This window comes from Petrotoga mexicana DSM 14811 (assembly GCF_002895565.1).
Classification (GTDB): Bacteria; Thermotogota; Thermotogae; order Petrotogales; family Petrotogaceae; genus Petrotoga; species Petrotoga mexicana.
Map to the genome: position 1 here is coordinate 26204 of NZ_AZRN01000005.1, position 16415 is coordinate 42618.

Below are 16415 nucleotides of genomic sequence, written 5' to 3' on the forward strand. Positions count from 1 at the left end.
AAAATCACCCCAATCATCTAAACACATTCAAAAATTTTGAGATTGCCTCATTCAGTTCTTTCTTTATCTCATCCGTTATGTCCTTACTCTCTCTTATCTTATTTAAAGTATCAATATAATTTTCTTTAAGATAGGCCAAAAATTGTCTTTCAAAATCACCTATTCTATCGGTAGGGATCTGATCCAAATAGCCTTCATTGGCAGCGTAAATAACGGCAACTTGTTCTTCTATCTCCATAGGTGAATACTGTGGTTGTTTCATCAATTCAGTGAGTTTTTCACCTTTTGTTAGCTGTTTCTTTGTTGCCTCATCAAGATCCGCAGCAAACTGAGTGAAGGATTCTAACTCTCTGTACTGTGCTAAGTCTAATTTTAAAGATCCAGCTACTCTTTTCATCGCCTTGGTCTGAGCATCTCCACCGACCCTTGAAACAGATAAACCTATGTTAACAGCAGGTCTTATCCCCGCGTTAAACAACCCTGTTTCTAAATAGATCTGACCATCCGTTATTGAAATAACGTTGGTTGGAATATATGCAGAAATATCGTTCGCCTGCGTCTCGATTATTGGCAAAGCTGTCAAAGAACCATTTCCATAATTTTCGTTCAACCTAGACGCCCTTTCCAACAATCTCGAATGCAAATAAAAAATATCTCCAGGATAAGCTTCCCTTCCAGGCGGCCTTCTAAGCAGTAGCGATATTTCTCTGTAAGCAGCGGCGTGTTTGGTTAGATCGTCGTATATTACCAACGCATCTTTACCGTTAAACATAAAATATTCTCCAATTGCCGCACCAGCATATGGAGCTATATACTGTAAAGATGCAGGATCAGAAGCATCTGCTGCCACCACTACAGTGTAGTCCATTGCACCGTACTTTTCTAAATTATCGATCGTTCTTGCCAAACCCGATGACTTTTGCCCAATCGAAACATAAATACAAAAAACATTTTTCCCTTTCTGATTTATTATCGTATCGATAGCTATAGCGGTTTTGCCAGTTTGTCTATCTCCGATTATAAGTTCTCTTTGACCTCTTCCTATAGGAATCAAGGCATCCAAGACTTTCAATCCTGTTTGAAGAGGCGTATCAACAGGTTTTCTTGTTACAACCCCCATCGCCTTTCTTTCGATAGGATAAAAATCATTAGTGCTTATTTCACCCTTTCCATCCAATGGCATACCTAAAGGATTAACCACTCTACCTAGCATATTTTCTCCAACAGGTACTTCTATTATTCTGTTGGTTCTAACTAATTTGTCCCCTTCTTTTATTCCTTTGTAATCTCCCAAGGTAATTATACCAACATTATCTTCTTCTAAATTCATAGCTATACCGTAGATCTTTTCACCTTCAGATGTTTCTATTTCAACCAATTCGTTGGTCATAACATCCTTCAAACCGTAAGCCCTAACGATTCCATCGCTTACCTGCATTACCCAACCTATTTCTTTTATCTCTCCACTTTCATAACTTTTAATACGCTCTTCTATTACTTTTGTCAACTCATCTGGATTAACTCTCAAATATTTCACCTCCACCAACTGGTGCATAGGCAGATTGAATGTTCTCTAAAAATCCTTTTACGGAGTAATCAAAAAACTTATCTCCTATGTATAACTGTAATCCACCTATAAGATCTTCGTTGAATTGTGTTATTAACTTTATTTTTCTTCCTGTTTTATTATGAATAGCTTGTTTAATCTGATTTATAATTGTATTAGTTACTTTATTGGGAAGTACAAGTCTCACTTCCACAACTTTTTCTCTTTCTAAACTCTCTTGATACAAAATATGAGACATAAAAGGAATTAAATTTTGACGCCCTTTATCCACTAAAACTTCTAAAAATTGAACAAAAATAGTATCATCAAATTCTGAGACATCTTTCAATTTTGTAACTATATATTTTGGAGGAATCAACGGACTATAAGCCATATCCCTAAGAGTTTCACTGCTTTCAAGAGCTTTTTTTAACCTTTGAAACGCTTCTACGTATTCATCTAATCTTGAAATTTCACCCTTTTCTTCTAAAGTACCCAAAATGGCTTGGGCATACTTTGAAGCCAAAAAATAAGAAGCTTTCATTATAATTCACCTTTGTCTTTCAGATTGTTTATAGCCCTTCTTATCAACTCTTCATTCTTCTTTTTATCGATCTGCTCCTTTAATATCATAGAGGAAATGGTAACAGCTAGAGAAACTATTCTCGATTGCAGTTCTCTTGCTGCACTTTCTTTAATCTCTTCAGCCTCTTTTTCTGCCTTTTCTAAAATAAATTTCCTCTGCTCTTGAGCCTCTTGTTGAGCAGCCTTGATTATAGATTTAGCTTGTTCATCAGCTTCAGTTAAAATTTCACGTCTTTTATCATCCACTTCAGCTAGTTGCTTATCCAACTCTTCTTTCTTTGATTGGGCTTCTAATCTTAATTTTTCAGCCTCGTTCAAATTCTTCTCTACTTCTTTCTTTCTTTTATCTGTGATATCAAAATACGGTTTGTACAACAACTTGTACATAAGAAACATGAAAGCCAAAAAACCTACTAAATTGACTATGGAAGTTAAGTTAAAAGATATCATACAATCACCTCTTTGGGGGAAAAACTAATAAAACTCAACAAAATAAACACTCATGGAAGAACAAACAACAAGATCAAGGCAACAACCAAAGAATAAAGACCGGTTGACTCTGTAACCGCCATTGCCAATAACATCCTCGTTGTTAAATTTCCGCTCATCTCTGGTTGCCTTGCCATAGCATCCATTGCGTGTGCACCAACGTTACCTTCTCCAACACCAGGACCTATAGCTCCTATTCCCATTGCAACTCCTGCTCCCAATAACTTTCCTAAATAATATAAGCCCCATCCAATGGAACCACCTTCAGTAATTAAATTTTGAAGCATAGTAGATAAATCCATCTTTTTCTCCTCCTTAAACTAGTTTTTTCTGATTTGATAAGTTTTGCTTTTATTCCAATAAAGAACCAATATACGCAATAGTTAACAAAGAAAAAACAAAGGCCTGAATGAGCCCAATAAACCAACCAAAAAAGCCCCATAAGAACACAGGTAAAACGAAATATTTCAACATGTAACTAATAATCAACACTAATATTCCCCCACCCATGACGTTACCAAATAACCTTAGAGAATGGGAGATTGGTTTAGCCAATTCACTGATTATGTTGATAGGAAACAACAATGGATTTGGTTCAAAAAAAGATTTAAGCCATTTGAGTACACCTTTAGCCCTTGCCGCAAAAAAGTGGCTGACAACTAAAACCATCAAGGCATACGTTAGATTCACATTTAAATCGGAGGTAGGTGTGTACCAGGTATCCGTGAATAACTGAACATTCAATCCATTTTCAACTGGTACAACGTTTATTCCAGGCATCCCACCAAGTACATTTGAAACACCTATATACAGGAAAAAACTCATAGCTATTACAAAAGTTTGTTTCCTATACTTAGGATTTGGAACGGAATCTTCCACCATTTCCCAAAAATAATCAAAAAAAGTTTCTACAGCAGCCTGGAACCTTCCAGGGATCCTCTCAAAATGTATGTTCCTGGCAACTAAAATCAACAGAAACATAACAGCAAAAGACATTATCAACGTCATTGGGTTCAATTGACCAAAGAACCCGCCATCACCAAAATAAACAATCCATCTATCTCCAACACCCTCTAAACTCATATCGAAAACAAAAAAGTTAATTAATCCCAAAACTACATAAGCTACAAAAAGAAAGATGGTAAATTTCTTTAATCTATCGTTCGTCAAAAGAACACCTCCTCCAACTACTTAACATACTTATTTATAGGATAAAAATGGAACTATTTTCAAATTTATTAAACCTAAAAAAGCCAACAAAAGGGCATATGCTGAATTAAAGGCAGCGATTCCCAATATCACACCATACAAAAGGTATCTCATAAAAAAACCAGGTAAGATCTTTCTTGTCTTTGAACCAACCGTCATTTTTTTAATCTCTTCTGCAAGTGAATAAAAACCTATAACTGCACCAATTCCTCCCCATAAAACCCAAAGAGCTTCTAAAGAAAAGAATAAAGAAAGAACTAAGGTCTCAATCAGAACTATCGCTATTGTTTTCATTTCTATCTCTTTCAGCTTTTTTTTCAGCTCTTTCATGTTTCTCTACCTCTTTCAAAAGCTCCCTTATACCCGAATATAATCCAGAAATTATCCCTAAAAACATCAACAAAACCATCCATATCTGCTGGTCGGTAAACCTGTATATTAAATATCCTATCAAAAGACCAACAAATATATTTGACAGAACTATTACAGCAAAATAAATGATCATGTTCAAATAACCCAGTGAACGTAGATCGTGCTTTTTCAAAATAAAACCTCCAAAAAAACAACCACAAACAATTATACTATTTATTTGCCAAAATTTCAATTATTTTTAAAATACCTTTGGGGGGTGCTGGGCAAACTCAACTCCTTTTTCCTTATGGGTGGGGAGCGGGGTAAAGCAAACTCCTTTTTCCTTATGGGTGGGGAGCGGGGGAAGGGCGCTATAACGACTTTTATAAAGACAATGAAAAATTATTGATAGGAGACGACCAATTAGGGCGTCTCCCAATTTTTGAAAATATAAAGCTAGATATTTGCTTAAAAATATTAATTAGAAAATGTAAAACTCTTTCTCAGCAACAATGGTTCGCCATTCTTCTGGTCGACGGTTACAATCACTTCCCACTCACCTACATCCAAAACTTCGTTAATTTCTACCGCTATTGAAGGATACGTAAACGCTTGTGTGACCATCTCCCCTTTAGCTGGTACCTTTAAAAACAAATCTATAAAAATTTGAAAGTTATCTTTGTTTATACTGATATTATTCAAAGAAAGATCGTACCCTCCAGTTTTTCTTTCACCTGCACTAATACAAACAACAAAAGGAATATTAACACTACATAATAAAACTTTTTCATAATATTGCCTCTCCCCAATTTCGACGTTATCTATATTATCTTTAAAACTGACCTCAATCTTTTAATATTTATTTTCTTAAAACTTACAAAATCTAGTACAGCTAATTTAGGAGAAAAATAGGCTTTTTTCTTTAATAATATCATTATATCACCTACAATCCAACACGAAAGTTTTACATTTTCATTGTTTTTTTATTGTAATTTTTAATGAAGCTTGAATTATTCGTTTTACTTGGTTTTATACTTTTTTCTTTTAAAAATCAACTCATAAACGATATTTTATAAAATTCGTGGAAGAAAACCATTGAGTCTTTAGCTTAATGGATGAATTCCACCATTGTCCTTTTCAAAATATTAATCCTTACGAGCTTGAATCAAAAAAATGTTGTTAATTATATGTATGTATGGTACAATTGTATTATATCATAGAGTTTTCGAATTAAGGTGATTGAATATGTTAAAAACATACAAGTTTCGTATATATCCATCAAACGAACAAATAGAGAAACTTAATCAGCATTTTGGACATACTCGATTTGTATACAATCTTTTTCTAGAATTCTCCAGTAATGCATACAAGAATACCAAAACATCAACTAACTATTATATGTGGGCTAAAGTACTTACGGTTCTTAAAAAAACTGAGAAGTATCAATGGCTAAACGATGTCAACTCTCAATCTTTGCAACAGTCCATAAAAGATTTAGAGACTGGGTATAAACGTTTCTTCAAGAAACAAGCTAAGCACCCTAAATTTAAAAAGAAATCAAGTAGGCAATCGTTTAGAGTTCCACAACATATACAACTGTATGAAAATGAGGGTAATGATAAATATGGTACTCTTTTCGTACCAAAGTTTAAAGAAGGTATCAAAGTAAGAGTACATAGAAAAATCGATCCAAATGCAAAGATAAAAAATTGTACTTTCATTAAAACTACAACAGGTAAGTACTTTGTATCTATAACATTCGAAGTTGAAGGTTCTTTCCCCGATAGAGATATAGACTACGAGAACTCAATTGGTATGGATATGGGATTGAAAGATTCTGTTGTATTATCCGATGGAACAAAGTATCCAGCTCCTAAAGTTTTGTCTAAGTACGAAAGGAAATTAAAACACGCATATAAAAAGTTTTCAAGCAAAGAACAAGGTTCTAAGAATTGGGACAAGGCAAAATTAGAAGTTGCTAGAATACATGAGAAAATAAAAAATACCCGAGAGGATTTTCTACATAAACTAACGAAAGAAATCAGTGAGAACCAAGCTGATGTCTTCGTTGTGGAAACTCTCAATATAAGAGGCATGTTAAAGAATCATCACTTAGCTAAAAGTATTTCAGATTCAGGATGGTACCAATTCAAAACATTTCTAAAATACAAAGCAGAGAGATTAGGTAAAAAGGTAATCGAGATAGGAATGTTCGAACCTTCGTCTAAGGTTTGTAGTGTATGTGGGTATAAGAACGAAGGTTTAAAACTCTCTGATAGGGAATGGGTATGTCCTGAATGTGGAACTAAACATGATAGAGATGTAAATGCTGCCGTTAATATTAGGCAGTTTGGATTAAAACAGGCATTTTCCACACAGCCTTATGGCACATAAGGAAACAGTTAGTCACTGTATAAACTGACTCTACCCCAGGAACTGGGGGAAGTAAAGCCTTTGGAGACTGTGTAAGACGGGCATCCTTAGATCCCTTCTAGGGTGTTTTTCCGCAATGGTTGATGAATTAGGAAGCTATTGAATCTTTAGCTCAATGGTAGTTCACAGTATAATATTCATTGAAAACAACCAAAGGAGTTGTAGATATGTCTAAAAAGCTTTTGAAGAATGCGTATGTTTTGATAAGTGCTGATGATGATGTAGAAAAATTTGATATATTAATAGACGGTGATGAGATCGAAGATTTACTTGCACCAGGTGATTCAACCGAGATGGATTTGGGAGATGTGGACGAGTACGATCTAACTGGTAAGCTGATCGTCCCTGGATTTATTAACACCCATAGCCATTCAGTAATGTCTTATTTTAGAGGTATAGCCGATGATTTATCGCTTAACGATTGGTTGTTCAAAGAGATGCTGCCAAGAGAGGATTTTTTGGAAAGTGAAATGGCTTACTACGGTGCCTTAGTTTCTATGTTAGAAATGATTTCCAACGGAATAACAACTTTTGTTGATATGTATATGTTTACTGATGAGATAGCTAAAGCTTCATACGATTTAGGAATTAGGGCATACATATCAAGAGGGCTCTCTTTTGATACAGATGAGGGTTGGAATAGAAGGATAAAAGAAAATATCGAAACGTATGAAAAATACAATGGCTTAGACAATAGAATTTATATAGGCTTTGGGCCTCATGCCCCTTACACCGTTCCAATGGATAAATTGCAAGAAGTAGCTGAGATCGCGAAAAAGTACAACACTCACATTCAGATTCATTTGTTAGAATCAGCAAATGAAAGAAATCAGTACAATCTTTTAGATGTTGAAAATACGGGTTTGTTCGATCTTCCTACGATAGCGGCACACTGTGTCCATGTGGATGAAAAAGATATAGAGGTTCTTTCAAGGAAAGAAGTGAATGTGGCTTATAACCCGATTAGTAATATGAAGTTGGGCAATGGGATAGCCCCCATAGTGGATATGTTCGATAAAAATATAAACATAACTTTTGGTACGGATGGTTGTGCAAGCAACAACTCTTTGAATTTTTTCAACGAGATGAAGTTTGGAGGTATATTGCAGAAATTCAAGTACGGTCCCGATAGATTTTCAGTCGAACAGATTTTAAGGATGAGCTGGGAAAACGGAGGTTTTGCCTTAGAAACAAACATTGGAAGGTTAGAACCTGAGTTCAAAGCAGATTTGATTGTTTTAGATATGGATTCTTTTGAGTTTTTCCCTAATGATTTGTCAAGGTTAAAGTCTCATATAGTTTATTCTGCAAATCCTAAGAACGTTTTTGCAACGATGGTAGCAGGCAAATTCTTGTACTACGATGGAGAATTTTTAACTTTAAAAGAAGAAAAGGAGCAAATATATGAGAAATTCCATAAATTTTACCAAAGAATCGAAGATAAGTACAATAATAGCGATCATTCTGATAGCTATAACGACGATAGGGATATCTAAACCCATCGATGATTACATAGAGTTTTCTCCTACAGGCTATGAGGAGATAAGTAGGATAGTCACTAGAAACGGGACTATAATAAACACAACGGTCCCAGACACTGGCGAACATTTGGAGATGAACTTCAAAAAGAATGGTGGTTTGTACGAAGTTCACGTTGTTCATTTCGATAATCCGTTCACTTTGTTGAATTTTTGGTATACCTTTGTGAGTGATTATTCCGATGGCTTAGCCGCTAGTTTTTCGGCTATTCCCTTTATATACGGTGAGTACAACGATGAATATATGAAGATGCAAATCAGTGCATGGTATAGGGGAGTAAATAACCTATTTTTTGTTGTTTATGGCCCAAAAAGAAGCGTCATAAACGACTTGAAACTTCAATTGAATCGATGGTGATTTTGTTGGATTTGTATAATAGGTTAAGTGAGTATTTTAAGAATAGATACGGTGAGAGGGTGCAAAGGTTACCAATCAACGCTGGATTCACTTGCCCAAACAAAACAGGAGAAAGAGGTAAGGGTGGATGTATTTATTGCGATTTAACAGGTAGCGGTTTTGCAGCTTTTAAGCCTAAGGTAAGTATTGAAGAACAGGTTAAGGAAATGATTAATAGATACGAGAAAAAAGCTAATAAATTCCTTGCCTATTTTCAAGCAAACACTAATACTTACGCCCCTGTTGATGAATTGAAACAAAAGTATGAAAGTAGTTTAATAGACGATAGAATAGTAGGTTTAGATGTATCAACCCGCCCGGATTGTGTCCCAGATGAGGTAATAGCGCTTTTAAAAACTTTTAAAGATAGAGTTGATGTTTACGTTGAGCTCGGTGTTGAGAGTATTAACCCCAATACGTTAAAGTATATGAACAGAGGGCATTCTTTAGCAGAAGTTATAGATTCTGTAAATAGGTTAAAAAAAGCTGGATTAGAGGTTATCCTGCATTATATAATAGATTTTCCTTGTGATACATTAGAAGATGTGAAAGAGATGGCTAAGGTTAGTTCCGCCTTGAAGGTTGACGGTGTAAAATTGCATTCTTTGTATATCGTTGAGAATACAAAACTTGCCGATTTGTATAGAAGTGGAGAATTTGTACCTTTGACGCTGGATGATTTTGTAGAAAGGGTAATTACTTTCTTGGAATACTTGGATCCACAGGTCGTGATTCATAGGCTTGTTGCCGATCCTCCAAAAACCGGAACGTTACATGGAAATTGGGGAATTTCTAAAATAAAGATTTTAAACTTAATTGAAGATACGATGAGAGAGAGGGGTTCCTATCAGGGAAAATATTTTAACTATTTGAATAATTGAAGTAGGACGGTTGATCGCGAGTAGGCATACTTGGCCTATTTTGAGGAAAGTCCGGACTCTAAGGGCAAGATACTGGTTAACAACCAGAGGGAGTGATCCCTGAATAGGGCCATAGAAAAGAAGACCGCCGAAAGGCAAGGGTGGAACGGTGAGGTAAGAGCTCACCAGTGTCAGAGCGATCTGACAGCTTGGTAACCTCTATCTTGAGCAAGGTCAAGCAAGAAGGCCAGAGGTTTGCCCGCCGAGAGACTTGAGTGTCCGCCTTCTGGGTAGACCGCGTAGATTAATGGTCAACTTGACAGAATCCGGCTTATAGTCCTACTGATATATTAAACAATGACGCCCGTTCTGGGCGTCATTGTTTAAGTTATTCTTCTTTTGGGAGTAATTGGAGTATAGATAATTCTGAAGCGTCACCTTTTCTATAACCGATTTTTAATATTCTTGTGTAACCACCGTTTCTATTTTCGTATCGGGGTGCGATCTCATGTACTATTTTGTAGACTAGTTTTCTGTCGTTGAAGTGTTTGTTTATATCCCTGTTTAAAGCTACTCTCCTTTCTGGGAGATCAGTCGAATTAGCTTCCTTGGCTTTGGTGATTATTCTTTCAACAAGGGGCCTTACGGCTTTTGCTTTTGCGGTAGTAGTGATTATACTTTCAGATTCAAATACACTTCTAGCCAAATTATTCAACAACGCTTTTCTATGGGAAGCATATCTATTTAATTTTTTAGTTTTGACTCTATGCCTCATCGAAGGTGTTCCCCCTTTCTTCTTGGTGTAATTTTTCGTAATCTATATCAAATTTCTCACTTAGCTCTTTTTTTATCTCGTCTAAAGATTTTCTTCCAAAGTTTTTGATTTTAAGAAGGTCAGCAGGTCTTCTTTTTAATAGTTCTCCAATGGTGTCTATTTTTTCTCTTTTTAAACAGTTTTTAGCTCTTTTCGTTAAATCCAAAGAATCAATCTGAGTTTCCACTAAATCTTTTGGCAACCCAAAAATATTTTCTTCCGCTTCTTCCTCTTCTTCTTCCTCTCTTTCAACTGAAACTTCCATTTGTTCTATAGCGCCCTCTTCTCCTTCTTTTTCCCAAAGTTTGGAAATGAAATCAAAATGTTCCATTAAAATTTTTGTTGCTTCTTTTAATGCTTCGGTGGGTGTTATGTTTTTTTTCGTCCAAATTTCAAGTATTAGCTTATCGTAGTCAGTTCTTCTTCCCACACGGATATTTTCGGTTAAATAGTTAACTTTAAGAACGGGACTGAACACTCCATCGATGAATATATATTCGATGTCACTTTGAAATGTCAATTCTTGGGCAGGAATGAAACCTTTCCCTGCTTGAGCGTACAATTCAAAGTCTACTTCCATATCTTTATTTACATGGGCTATAACAAAATTTGGGTTGGCTATTTCTACTCCTGCCGGAGTTTTTATGTCCCCACTTTTTATGACTTGACCTGCTTTGTATTTCTTCCTCAAGCTTAATAAAATTGGGTAATCTATCTCGTTGAGACTTTCAATGTCGTCAACCTTTAATTGAACCTTTTTTAAGTTTAAAGTTATTTCAATGATGTCTTCTTTTATACCCTCTATTGTGTCGTATTCATGTAATTTTCCTGGGATACGTAACCCGGTTATAGCCAAAGATGGAATGGACGATAACAACACCCTTCTTAAAGCATTACCTAAAGTTATAGCATATCCTTTTTCCAGAGGAAACAATTCGTATTTTGAGTAGTTATATTCATCTTGCTCTTCCTTTTCAACTATCCTAAATTTTTCAGGTTTTATTAATATCTCCATATTTTCTCTGATCCTTATTGGGGAATCAGAGCACACCTCCTTTCCTGCCCCTTATGAGCGAGGTGATATTTTGTGTTTCAAATAAATAATACTTTTTACTTAGAGTAAAGCTCTATGATGTTAATTAAAGGTACAGGAACATCCATTTCATCAATATTTGGTAGCCTTTCAAAAGTTCCTCTATAATTTTCAATTTCCACGTTTACCCAATTGGGAATATTTCTATATCCTTCTTGCACTAATTCTAATCCTTCTCGTACTTGTTGTATGTTGCGACTCTTTTCTTTAACTTCTATTACATCCCCTACTTTAACTCTGTAAGATGGAATATTCACTTTTTTTCCGTTAACTAATATATGTCCATGAGTTACTATTTGCCTTGCCGTTCTTCTGTTTGGTGCGAAACCCATTTGATAAACTACAGAATCTAGCCTTCTTTCTAAGAGTTGCATCAAAACTTCTCCAGTTTCTCCGCTTGGGGATCTTTCTGCTTCTTCAAAAGTGTTTCTGAATTGTTTCTCCATTAAGCCGTACATTCTTTTTAAGGCTTGTTTTGATCTTAATTGCATAGCGTATTGAGTCAATTTTTGTTTTTGTCTTCCGTGTTGTCCCGGAATGTAATTTCTTTTTCTAAGGGCTGATTTCTCAGTGTAGCTTCTTTTCCCTTTTAAATAAAGGTTTATTCCTTCGCGTCGAGATAATTTTTCTAGTGGTCCTATGTACCTCGCCATTAATTCTTTCCCTCCTTAATTAGAATCTTTTCTTTTTTGGCCTACAACCGTTGTGAGGTATAGGGGTGACATCTTTTATACTTTCTACATTTAGACCTGCAGCCTGTAAAGCCCTAATAGCGGATTCTCTTCCAGAACCTGGCCCTTTAACATATACATCGACCCTTTTTACCCCCAGATTTAGAGCTTCTTTTGCAACTTTATCTGAGGCCATTTGAGCTGAGAATGGAGTCCCTTTTTTGGCTCCTTTAAATCCAACATTTCCGCCACTAGACCATATTATTGGCCTACCTTCAGTATCTGTTAATGTAACGATTGTGTTGTTGAAGGTTGAATGAATGTGTACAGCTGCTTTTTCGGGAGCAGCTTTCTTTTTTTTGGTTCTTTGCTTTACTCCTTTTTTTGCCATTTATTTAAAAGCCTCCTTAAAAACTTGATTTTATGTGTTAGCGCTCCTTCGCCCCGCTCCCCACCCATGTGGAAGAGGGACCTGCGGTCCCTTAAACCCCACAACTTAGCCTTAAGGATGATGAGAAGCTCAGTTAGCTTTATCTTTTTTTGATCTTGGTTAGTCTTGGTCCCTTTCTGGTTCTTGCGTTGGAGTGGGTTTTCTGACCTCTTACAGGTAACCCCGCTTTATGTCTTTTCCCCCTGTAACTACCAATGTCTATCAAACGTCTGATATTTTTATTAACCTCTTGCCTTAGTTCACCTTCAACTTTATAATTTTCGTTTATGTAGTGAGTTAACTTTGAAATTTCATCGTCTGTTAGTTCTTTTGCTCTTTTGTTAGGGTCTATTTCTAAGTTATTTAATATATCAAGTGCTGTTTTTCTACCTATTCCATAAATATATGTTAATCCTACAAATAACGCTTTATTATCTGGTACTTCAACACCTAAAATACGCGCCATCCTTTTGTCCTCCTCATAAAGAAATTCTTATTATGTTATTATACTTTTATGTTATTATACTTTTATGGTATTATCCTTGTCTTTGTTTGTGCTTTGGATTTTTTGAACATACAACCCAAACTTTTCCGCCTCTTTTTACTATTTTACAGTGCTCACATCGTTTTTTTACAGAAGCCCTGACCTTCATAATTTATTTCCTCCTTTTTGATTCTTGCCCTCTGTAGAGATCTATTTTTTAATTCTTGTTGACTTTTTCTCTTTTCACTATTCTTCCTTTGCTTAAATCGTAAACGGAGACTTCCACAGTAACTCGGTCTCCTGGAAGTATTTTTATAAAATTCTTTCTCATTCGCCCAGAAATGTGGGCTAATATTTCATGCCCATTATCTAATTTAACTTTAAAAGTAGCGTTAGGTAAAGCTTCAATTATATATCCTTGCATAACAACGACGTCTTTTTTAGCCAATACAATCCCTCCTTTTTCAGGGATTTTTACTGTCATTAGAAACCGTAACTGTAAAGTACGATTTAGCGCCCTTCCCCCGCTCCCCACCCATGTGGAAGGGGGACCTGCGGTCCCTTCTTAGACCCCTCAACTTACTCATAAGGATAAAAGAATCTTTATCCCTTTTTGAAGACGGGATCCCACCCTTAGGAAAAGGGTATGGAGGGCTTCGCCCTGTAACCTTTTTAAAACCAGATACTTAATTTTGGATAATGATTTTTAGAACTTTTTATGTAAGCTGCGCTTAGTCATTATTTGCGCCCCTTCGCCCACAGCCCACCCACAAGGATAAAAGGGATAAAGTAAGGATTCTCCCTGTTGACCACAAAAATAAACCCTTAAATCATAGTTGTGTTAGTATTTCTGGACCATTTTCTGTCACGGCAATTGTATGCTCAAAATGTGCGGCTTTTGATCTATCCCTGGTTACCGCTGTCCAACCGTCTTCTAAAATATCTACTTCGTAACTGCCCATAGATACCATCGGTTCTATTGCGAGGGTCATGTTTTTTCTTATTTTTGGACCTCTACCCCGTCTTCCATAATTTGGAATTTGAGGATCTTCATGTAATTTCCTTCCTACGCCGTGACCTACGTATTCCCTTATTACAGAAAAACCTTTACTTTCAATGTAAGTTTGAACTTCGTGTCCAATGTCACTAATGGTATTACCAACAACAGCTTTTTTTATACCCATGTACAAAGATTCTTTGGTCGCTTCAACCAATTCTTTTTCCCTTTCAGAAACTTGTCCTATTATGTAGGTTCTGGCGGAATCTGCTATGTACCCTTTGTAGGTTAAACCACAATCTACGGATACAACATCGCCATTTTTTAAAACTTTACTTCTCAATGGAAATCCATGAACAACTTCTTCATTTACAGAAAAGTTGATCGCATATTTGTAACCGTTATATCCTTTGAAGGTGGGTATAGCATCTTCCTTTTCCATGTATTCTAAAACATATTTTTCAATACTTTCTCCGTTAACGCCTTCTTTTACTATTTCTGGAAGTAAAGCGTCAAGAAGACGGGCAAGCTTTTTTCCAGCCCGTCTCATCATTTCTATTTCTTGATCAGTCTTAATTATTATCATTATTTATTAAAACTCCTTAGTATATTAAACAATTCTTTTGTAACGTCTTCAATATTTTGGACACCGTCTATTGTAATTATTTTGTTATTTTTTCTATAATATTCTATTACGGGCTCGGTATTTTTCTTATATACTTTATACCTTTCTCTGACTACTTCTTCTTTGTCATCGTCTCTTTGAATTAATTTTGTACCACATACATCACATTTTTCGTCTTCTTTTGGTTTAAGTGTAATTAAATTATATACTTTTCCACAGTTTGGGCAGACCCTTCTATTACTTATCCTTTTTACTATTTCCTCTTCGGAAACGTCGATTAGTACTGCCGCATCTATTTCTTTTTTTAACTCTTTTGTTGCTTGATCCAAAAATTTTGCTTGATCTAAAGTTCTAGGATAACCATCAAGAATAAAAGAATCTAATTCTTCCAATTTTTCTTTTACCAAACTATTCATTATTTCATCTGAAACTAATTCACCACGATCCATAATTGCTTTAGCCTTTTTACCTAATTCTGTACCTTTGCTAACAGCGTCTCTTAAAATATCTCCGGTGGATATATGTACAACATCAAACTCCTTGGCTACCCTTTTTGCTTGGGTTCCTTTACCTGCACCAGGGGGTCCGAAAAATAAAAGTCTCAATGAAAATTCATCTCCTTCCTCGTAGCCTTCCTTTTTTCATAAAACCTTCATACTGTCTAACTATCATGTGTTGCTCCATCTGTTGAACTATGTCTAAAGCAACTCCTACTGCTATTAGGGTACTGGTACCACCTATCCAGATTTGCTGCATCCCTGAAGCACCTCTGATAAAGTAGGGAACCAAAGCGATTACAACCAAAAAGATAGCTCCTATGAACGTTACTCTGGTCATAACTGAAGTAATGTAATTAACAGTCGGCTTTCCTGGTCTTAAACCTGGTATGAACCCACCATAATTTCTTATATTATCAGCTACATCGTTTGGATCCATAACAACAGAACTGTAGAAGTATGTAAAAAAGAAAACCAACAAACCATACAACACAAGGTAAAGTGGAGCACCTATGGCGAATAGTCTATCGTCTACCGTCGTGTTTGTCACTCCAGCAATCATACTGGGTAGAGTCATGATAGCCGAAGCAAAGATTATTGGAATTACCCCTCCACCGTTTACCTTAATAGGTAAATATGTTGAGGAACCTCCATAAATTTTGGTGCCGACCACTCTTTTTGCATACTGAATATTAATTCTTCTTTCAGAGGTTTGAACCGCTACCACGGCTATTACTATAAATATGGCAACAGCCGCTAAGAGTATCCATTCTAACGGAGTTAAACCTATGAGAGCTTCTGCTGCATATGTAGGATACCTCGATACTATACCTGCAAATATTAAAACAGATACTCCGTTTCCTATTCCTTTTTCGGTGATTAATTCACCTATCCATAGTAAAAACATCGTTCCTGCTGCTATAGAAACGGTTGCTAAAGTTACAAAGAGGACTGGTGATAGGTTGGGGGATCTGTAATTGTTGGCAGCTATGGACATTAATAATCCTTGCCCAAAAGCTAACACTAACGTTAACATCCTGGTGTAATGAGCGAATTTTTTTCTCCCACTTTCACCTTCTCTCAACATTTCTTTTAAACTAGGTATTATAGAAGAGAGAAGTTGAAAAATGATCGAAGCTGTAATATAGGGTGTTACTGAGAGAACAAATATAGATAAATTGCTTAATGCTCCCCCAGCAAAAACGTCAAAAAAACCGATGAATCCTCCAACCGCTCCTTGGGCTGCTCCACTTAAAGCAGATTGCCATGCCTCAATATTTATTCCCGGAATGGGGATGTAAATACCTATCCTAAACCCTATCAACGCTAAAAAGGTGAATATAACCCTATCCCTTAATTCAGGAATCCTAAAAACGTTCCTAAAGGCTTTGAACAT

Annotated in this window: 22 protein-coding genes and 1 other RNA gene; 5 read left to right on the plus strand and 18 right to left on the minus strand. The window is 35.9% G+C overall.

Translation table 11 applies throughout. From position 1 onward, the window contains the following. Window positions 1-13: 13 nt before the first annotated feature. The 8 genes from atpA to X927_RS10300 form a co-directional block, all read right to left on the minus strand. Complete coding sequence (gene atpA / locus X927_RS01545) at window positions 14-1528, minus strand: F0F1 ATP synthase subunit alpha (protein WP_103076365.1); 1515 nt, start codon at window positions 1526-1528, stop codon at window positions 14-16. Further along, complete coding sequence (atpH, locus tag X927_RS01550) at window positions 1518-2090, minus strand: ATP synthase F1 subunit delta (RefSeq protein ID WP_103076366.1); 573 nt, start codon at window positions 2088-2090, stop codon at window positions 1518-1520. The genes atpA and atpH overlap by 11 nt, the downstream gene beginning before the upstream one ends. Next, window positions 2090-2581, minus strand: a complete 492-nt coding sequence (atpF, locus tag X927_RS01555; RefSeq protein WP_103076367.1) for a F0F1 ATP synthase subunit B — start codon at window positions 2579-2581, stop codon at window positions 2090-2092. The genes atpH and atpF overlap by 1 nt, the downstream gene beginning before the upstream one ends. Window positions 2582-2631: 50 nt before the next feature. Further along, complete coding sequence (locus X927_RS01560; protein WP_211286452.1) at window positions 2632-2922, minus strand: F0F1 ATP synthase subunit C; 291 nt, start codon at window positions 2920-2922, stop codon at window positions 2632-2634. Window positions 2923-2971: 49 nt separating this feature from the next. Next, window positions 2972-3790: a F0F1 ATP synthase subunit A gene (gene atpB, locus X927_RS01565; protein ID WP_103076368.1), complete on the minus strand. Its 819-nt coding sequence runs from the start codon at window positions 3788-3790 to the stop codon at window positions 2972-2974. 30 nt (window positions 3791-3820) lie between these two features. After that, window positions 3821-4123 carry a hypothetical protein gene (locus tag X927_RS01570; protein ID WP_103076369.1) on the minus strand — a complete coding sequence of 101 codons (303 nt, stop codon included), beginning with the start codon at window positions 4121-4123 and terminating at the stop codon, window positions 3821-3823. Further along, window positions 4095-4373, minus strand: coding sequence for an AtpZ/AtpI family protein (locus X927_RS01575; RefSeq protein WP_103076370.1), 279 nt, complete (start codon window positions 4371-4373; stop codon window positions 4095-4097). Before X927_RS01575 ends, X927_RS01570 begins: the two co-directional genes overlap by 29 nt. A 284-nt stretch (window positions 4374-4657) precedes the next feature. Beyond that, on the minus strand, window positions 4658-5029 hold the full coding sequence (locus tag X927_RS10300) for a protease complex subunit PrcB family protein (RefSeq protein WP_103076371.1): 372 nt from the start codon (window positions 5027-5029) through the stop codon (window positions 4658-4660). Window positions 5030-5425: 396 nt separating this feature from the next. On the opposite strand from X927_RS10300, the gene X927_RS01585 reads away from it, so the two are divergent. From X927_RS01585 to rnpB, 5 genes are all read left to right on the plus strand, one after another. After that, entirely contained in the window at window positions 5426-6574 is a 1149-nt protein-coding gene (locus X927_RS01585) for an RNA-guided endonuclease TnpB family protein (RefSeq protein ID WP_012208584.1), read from the plus strand. A gap of 206 nt (window positions 6575-6780) precedes the next feature. Next, entirely contained in the window at window positions 6781-8109 is a 1329-nt protein-coding gene (locus X927_RS01590) for an amidohydrolase (RefSeq protein WP_103076372.1), read from the plus strand. Then, window positions 8018-8509, plus strand: a complete 492-nt coding sequence (locus tag X927_RS01595; protein ID WP_103076373.1) for a hypothetical protein — start codon at window positions 8018-8020, stop codon at window positions 8507-8509. Before X927_RS01590 ends, X927_RS01595 begins: the two co-directional genes overlap by 92 nt. Further along, window positions 8503-9429 carry a tRNA modification radical SAM protein MnmL/YtqA gene (gene mnmL / locus X927_RS01600; protein ID WP_169925090.1) on the plus strand — a complete coding sequence of 309 codons (927 nt, stop codon included), beginning with the start codon at window positions 8503-8505 and terminating at the stop codon, window positions 9427-9429. Before X927_RS01595 ends, mnmL begins: the two co-directional genes overlap by 7 nt. Continuing rightward, window positions 9428-9758: RNase P RNA component class A (rnpB, locus tag X927_RS01605), an RNA gene on the plus strand. Before mnmL ends, rnpB begins: the two co-directional genes overlap by 2 nt. A 38-nt stretch (window positions 9759-9796) precedes the next feature. Here rnpB and rplQ read toward each other — a convergent pair. From rplQ to secY, 10 genes are all read right to left on the minus strand, one after another. Beyond that, on the minus strand, window positions 9797-10183 hold the full coding sequence (rplQ, locus tag X927_RS01610) for a 50S ribosomal protein L17 (protein ID WP_012208588.1): 387 nt from the start codon (window positions 10181-10183) through the stop codon (window positions 9797-9799). Further along, a complete protein-coding gene (locus X927_RS01615; protein WP_103076433.1) occupies window positions 10173-11237 on the minus strand; it encodes a DNA-directed RNA polymerase subunit alpha in 1065 nt (354 codons plus the stop codon). The genes rplQ and X927_RS01615 overlap by 11 nt, the downstream gene beginning before the upstream one ends. A 95-nt stretch (window positions 11238-11332) precedes the next feature. Beyond that, complete coding sequence (rpsD, locus tag X927_RS01620) at window positions 11333-11968, minus strand: 30S ribosomal protein S4 (RefSeq protein ID WP_103076375.1); 636 nt, start codon at window positions 11966-11968, stop codon at window positions 11333-11335. A 19-nt stretch (window positions 11969-11987) separates the two neighbouring features. Next, window positions 11988-12377: a 30S ribosomal protein S11 gene (gene rpsK / locus X927_RS01625; RefSeq protein WP_103076376.1), complete on the minus strand. Its 390-nt coding sequence runs from the start codon at window positions 12375-12377 to the stop codon at window positions 11988-11990. A gap of 139 nt (window positions 12378-12516) precedes the next feature. Then, window positions 12517-12882 carry a 30S ribosomal protein S13 gene (rpsM, locus tag X927_RS01630; RefSeq protein ID WP_103076377.1) on the minus strand — a complete coding sequence of 122 codons (366 nt, stop codon included), beginning with the start codon at window positions 12880-12882 and terminating at the stop codon, window positions 12517-12519. A 70-nt stretch (window positions 12883-12952) separates the two neighbouring features. Beyond that, window positions 12953-13069, minus strand: a complete 117-nt coding sequence (gene rpmJ / locus X927_RS01635; protein ID WP_012208593.1) for a 50S ribosomal protein L36 — start codon at window positions 13067-13069, stop codon at window positions 12953-12955. Window positions 13070-13117: 48 nt separating this feature from the next. After that, entirely contained in the window at window positions 13118-13348 is a 231-nt protein-coding gene (gene infA / locus X927_RS01640; protein WP_103076378.1) for a translation initiation factor IF-1, read from the minus strand. Window positions 13349-13730: 382 nt separating this feature from the next. Next, window positions 13731-14483: a type I methionyl aminopeptidase gene (gene map, locus X927_RS01645; RefSeq protein WP_103076379.1), complete on the minus strand. Its 753-nt coding sequence runs from the start codon at window positions 14481-14483 to the stop codon at window positions 13731-13733. Continuing rightward, window positions 14483-15127: an adenylate kinase gene (locus tag X927_RS01650; protein ID WP_103076380.1), complete on the minus strand. Its 645-nt coding sequence runs from the start codon at window positions 15125-15127 to the stop codon at window positions 14483-14485. The genes map and X927_RS01650 overlap by 1 nt, the downstream gene beginning before the upstream one ends. Window positions 15128-15134: 7 nt before the next feature. Next, window positions 15135-16415: a preprotein translocase subunit SecY gene (gene secY, locus X927_RS01655; RefSeq protein ID WP_103076381.1), complete on the minus strand. Its 1281-nt coding sequence runs from the start codon at window positions 16413-16415 to the stop codon at window positions 15135-15137.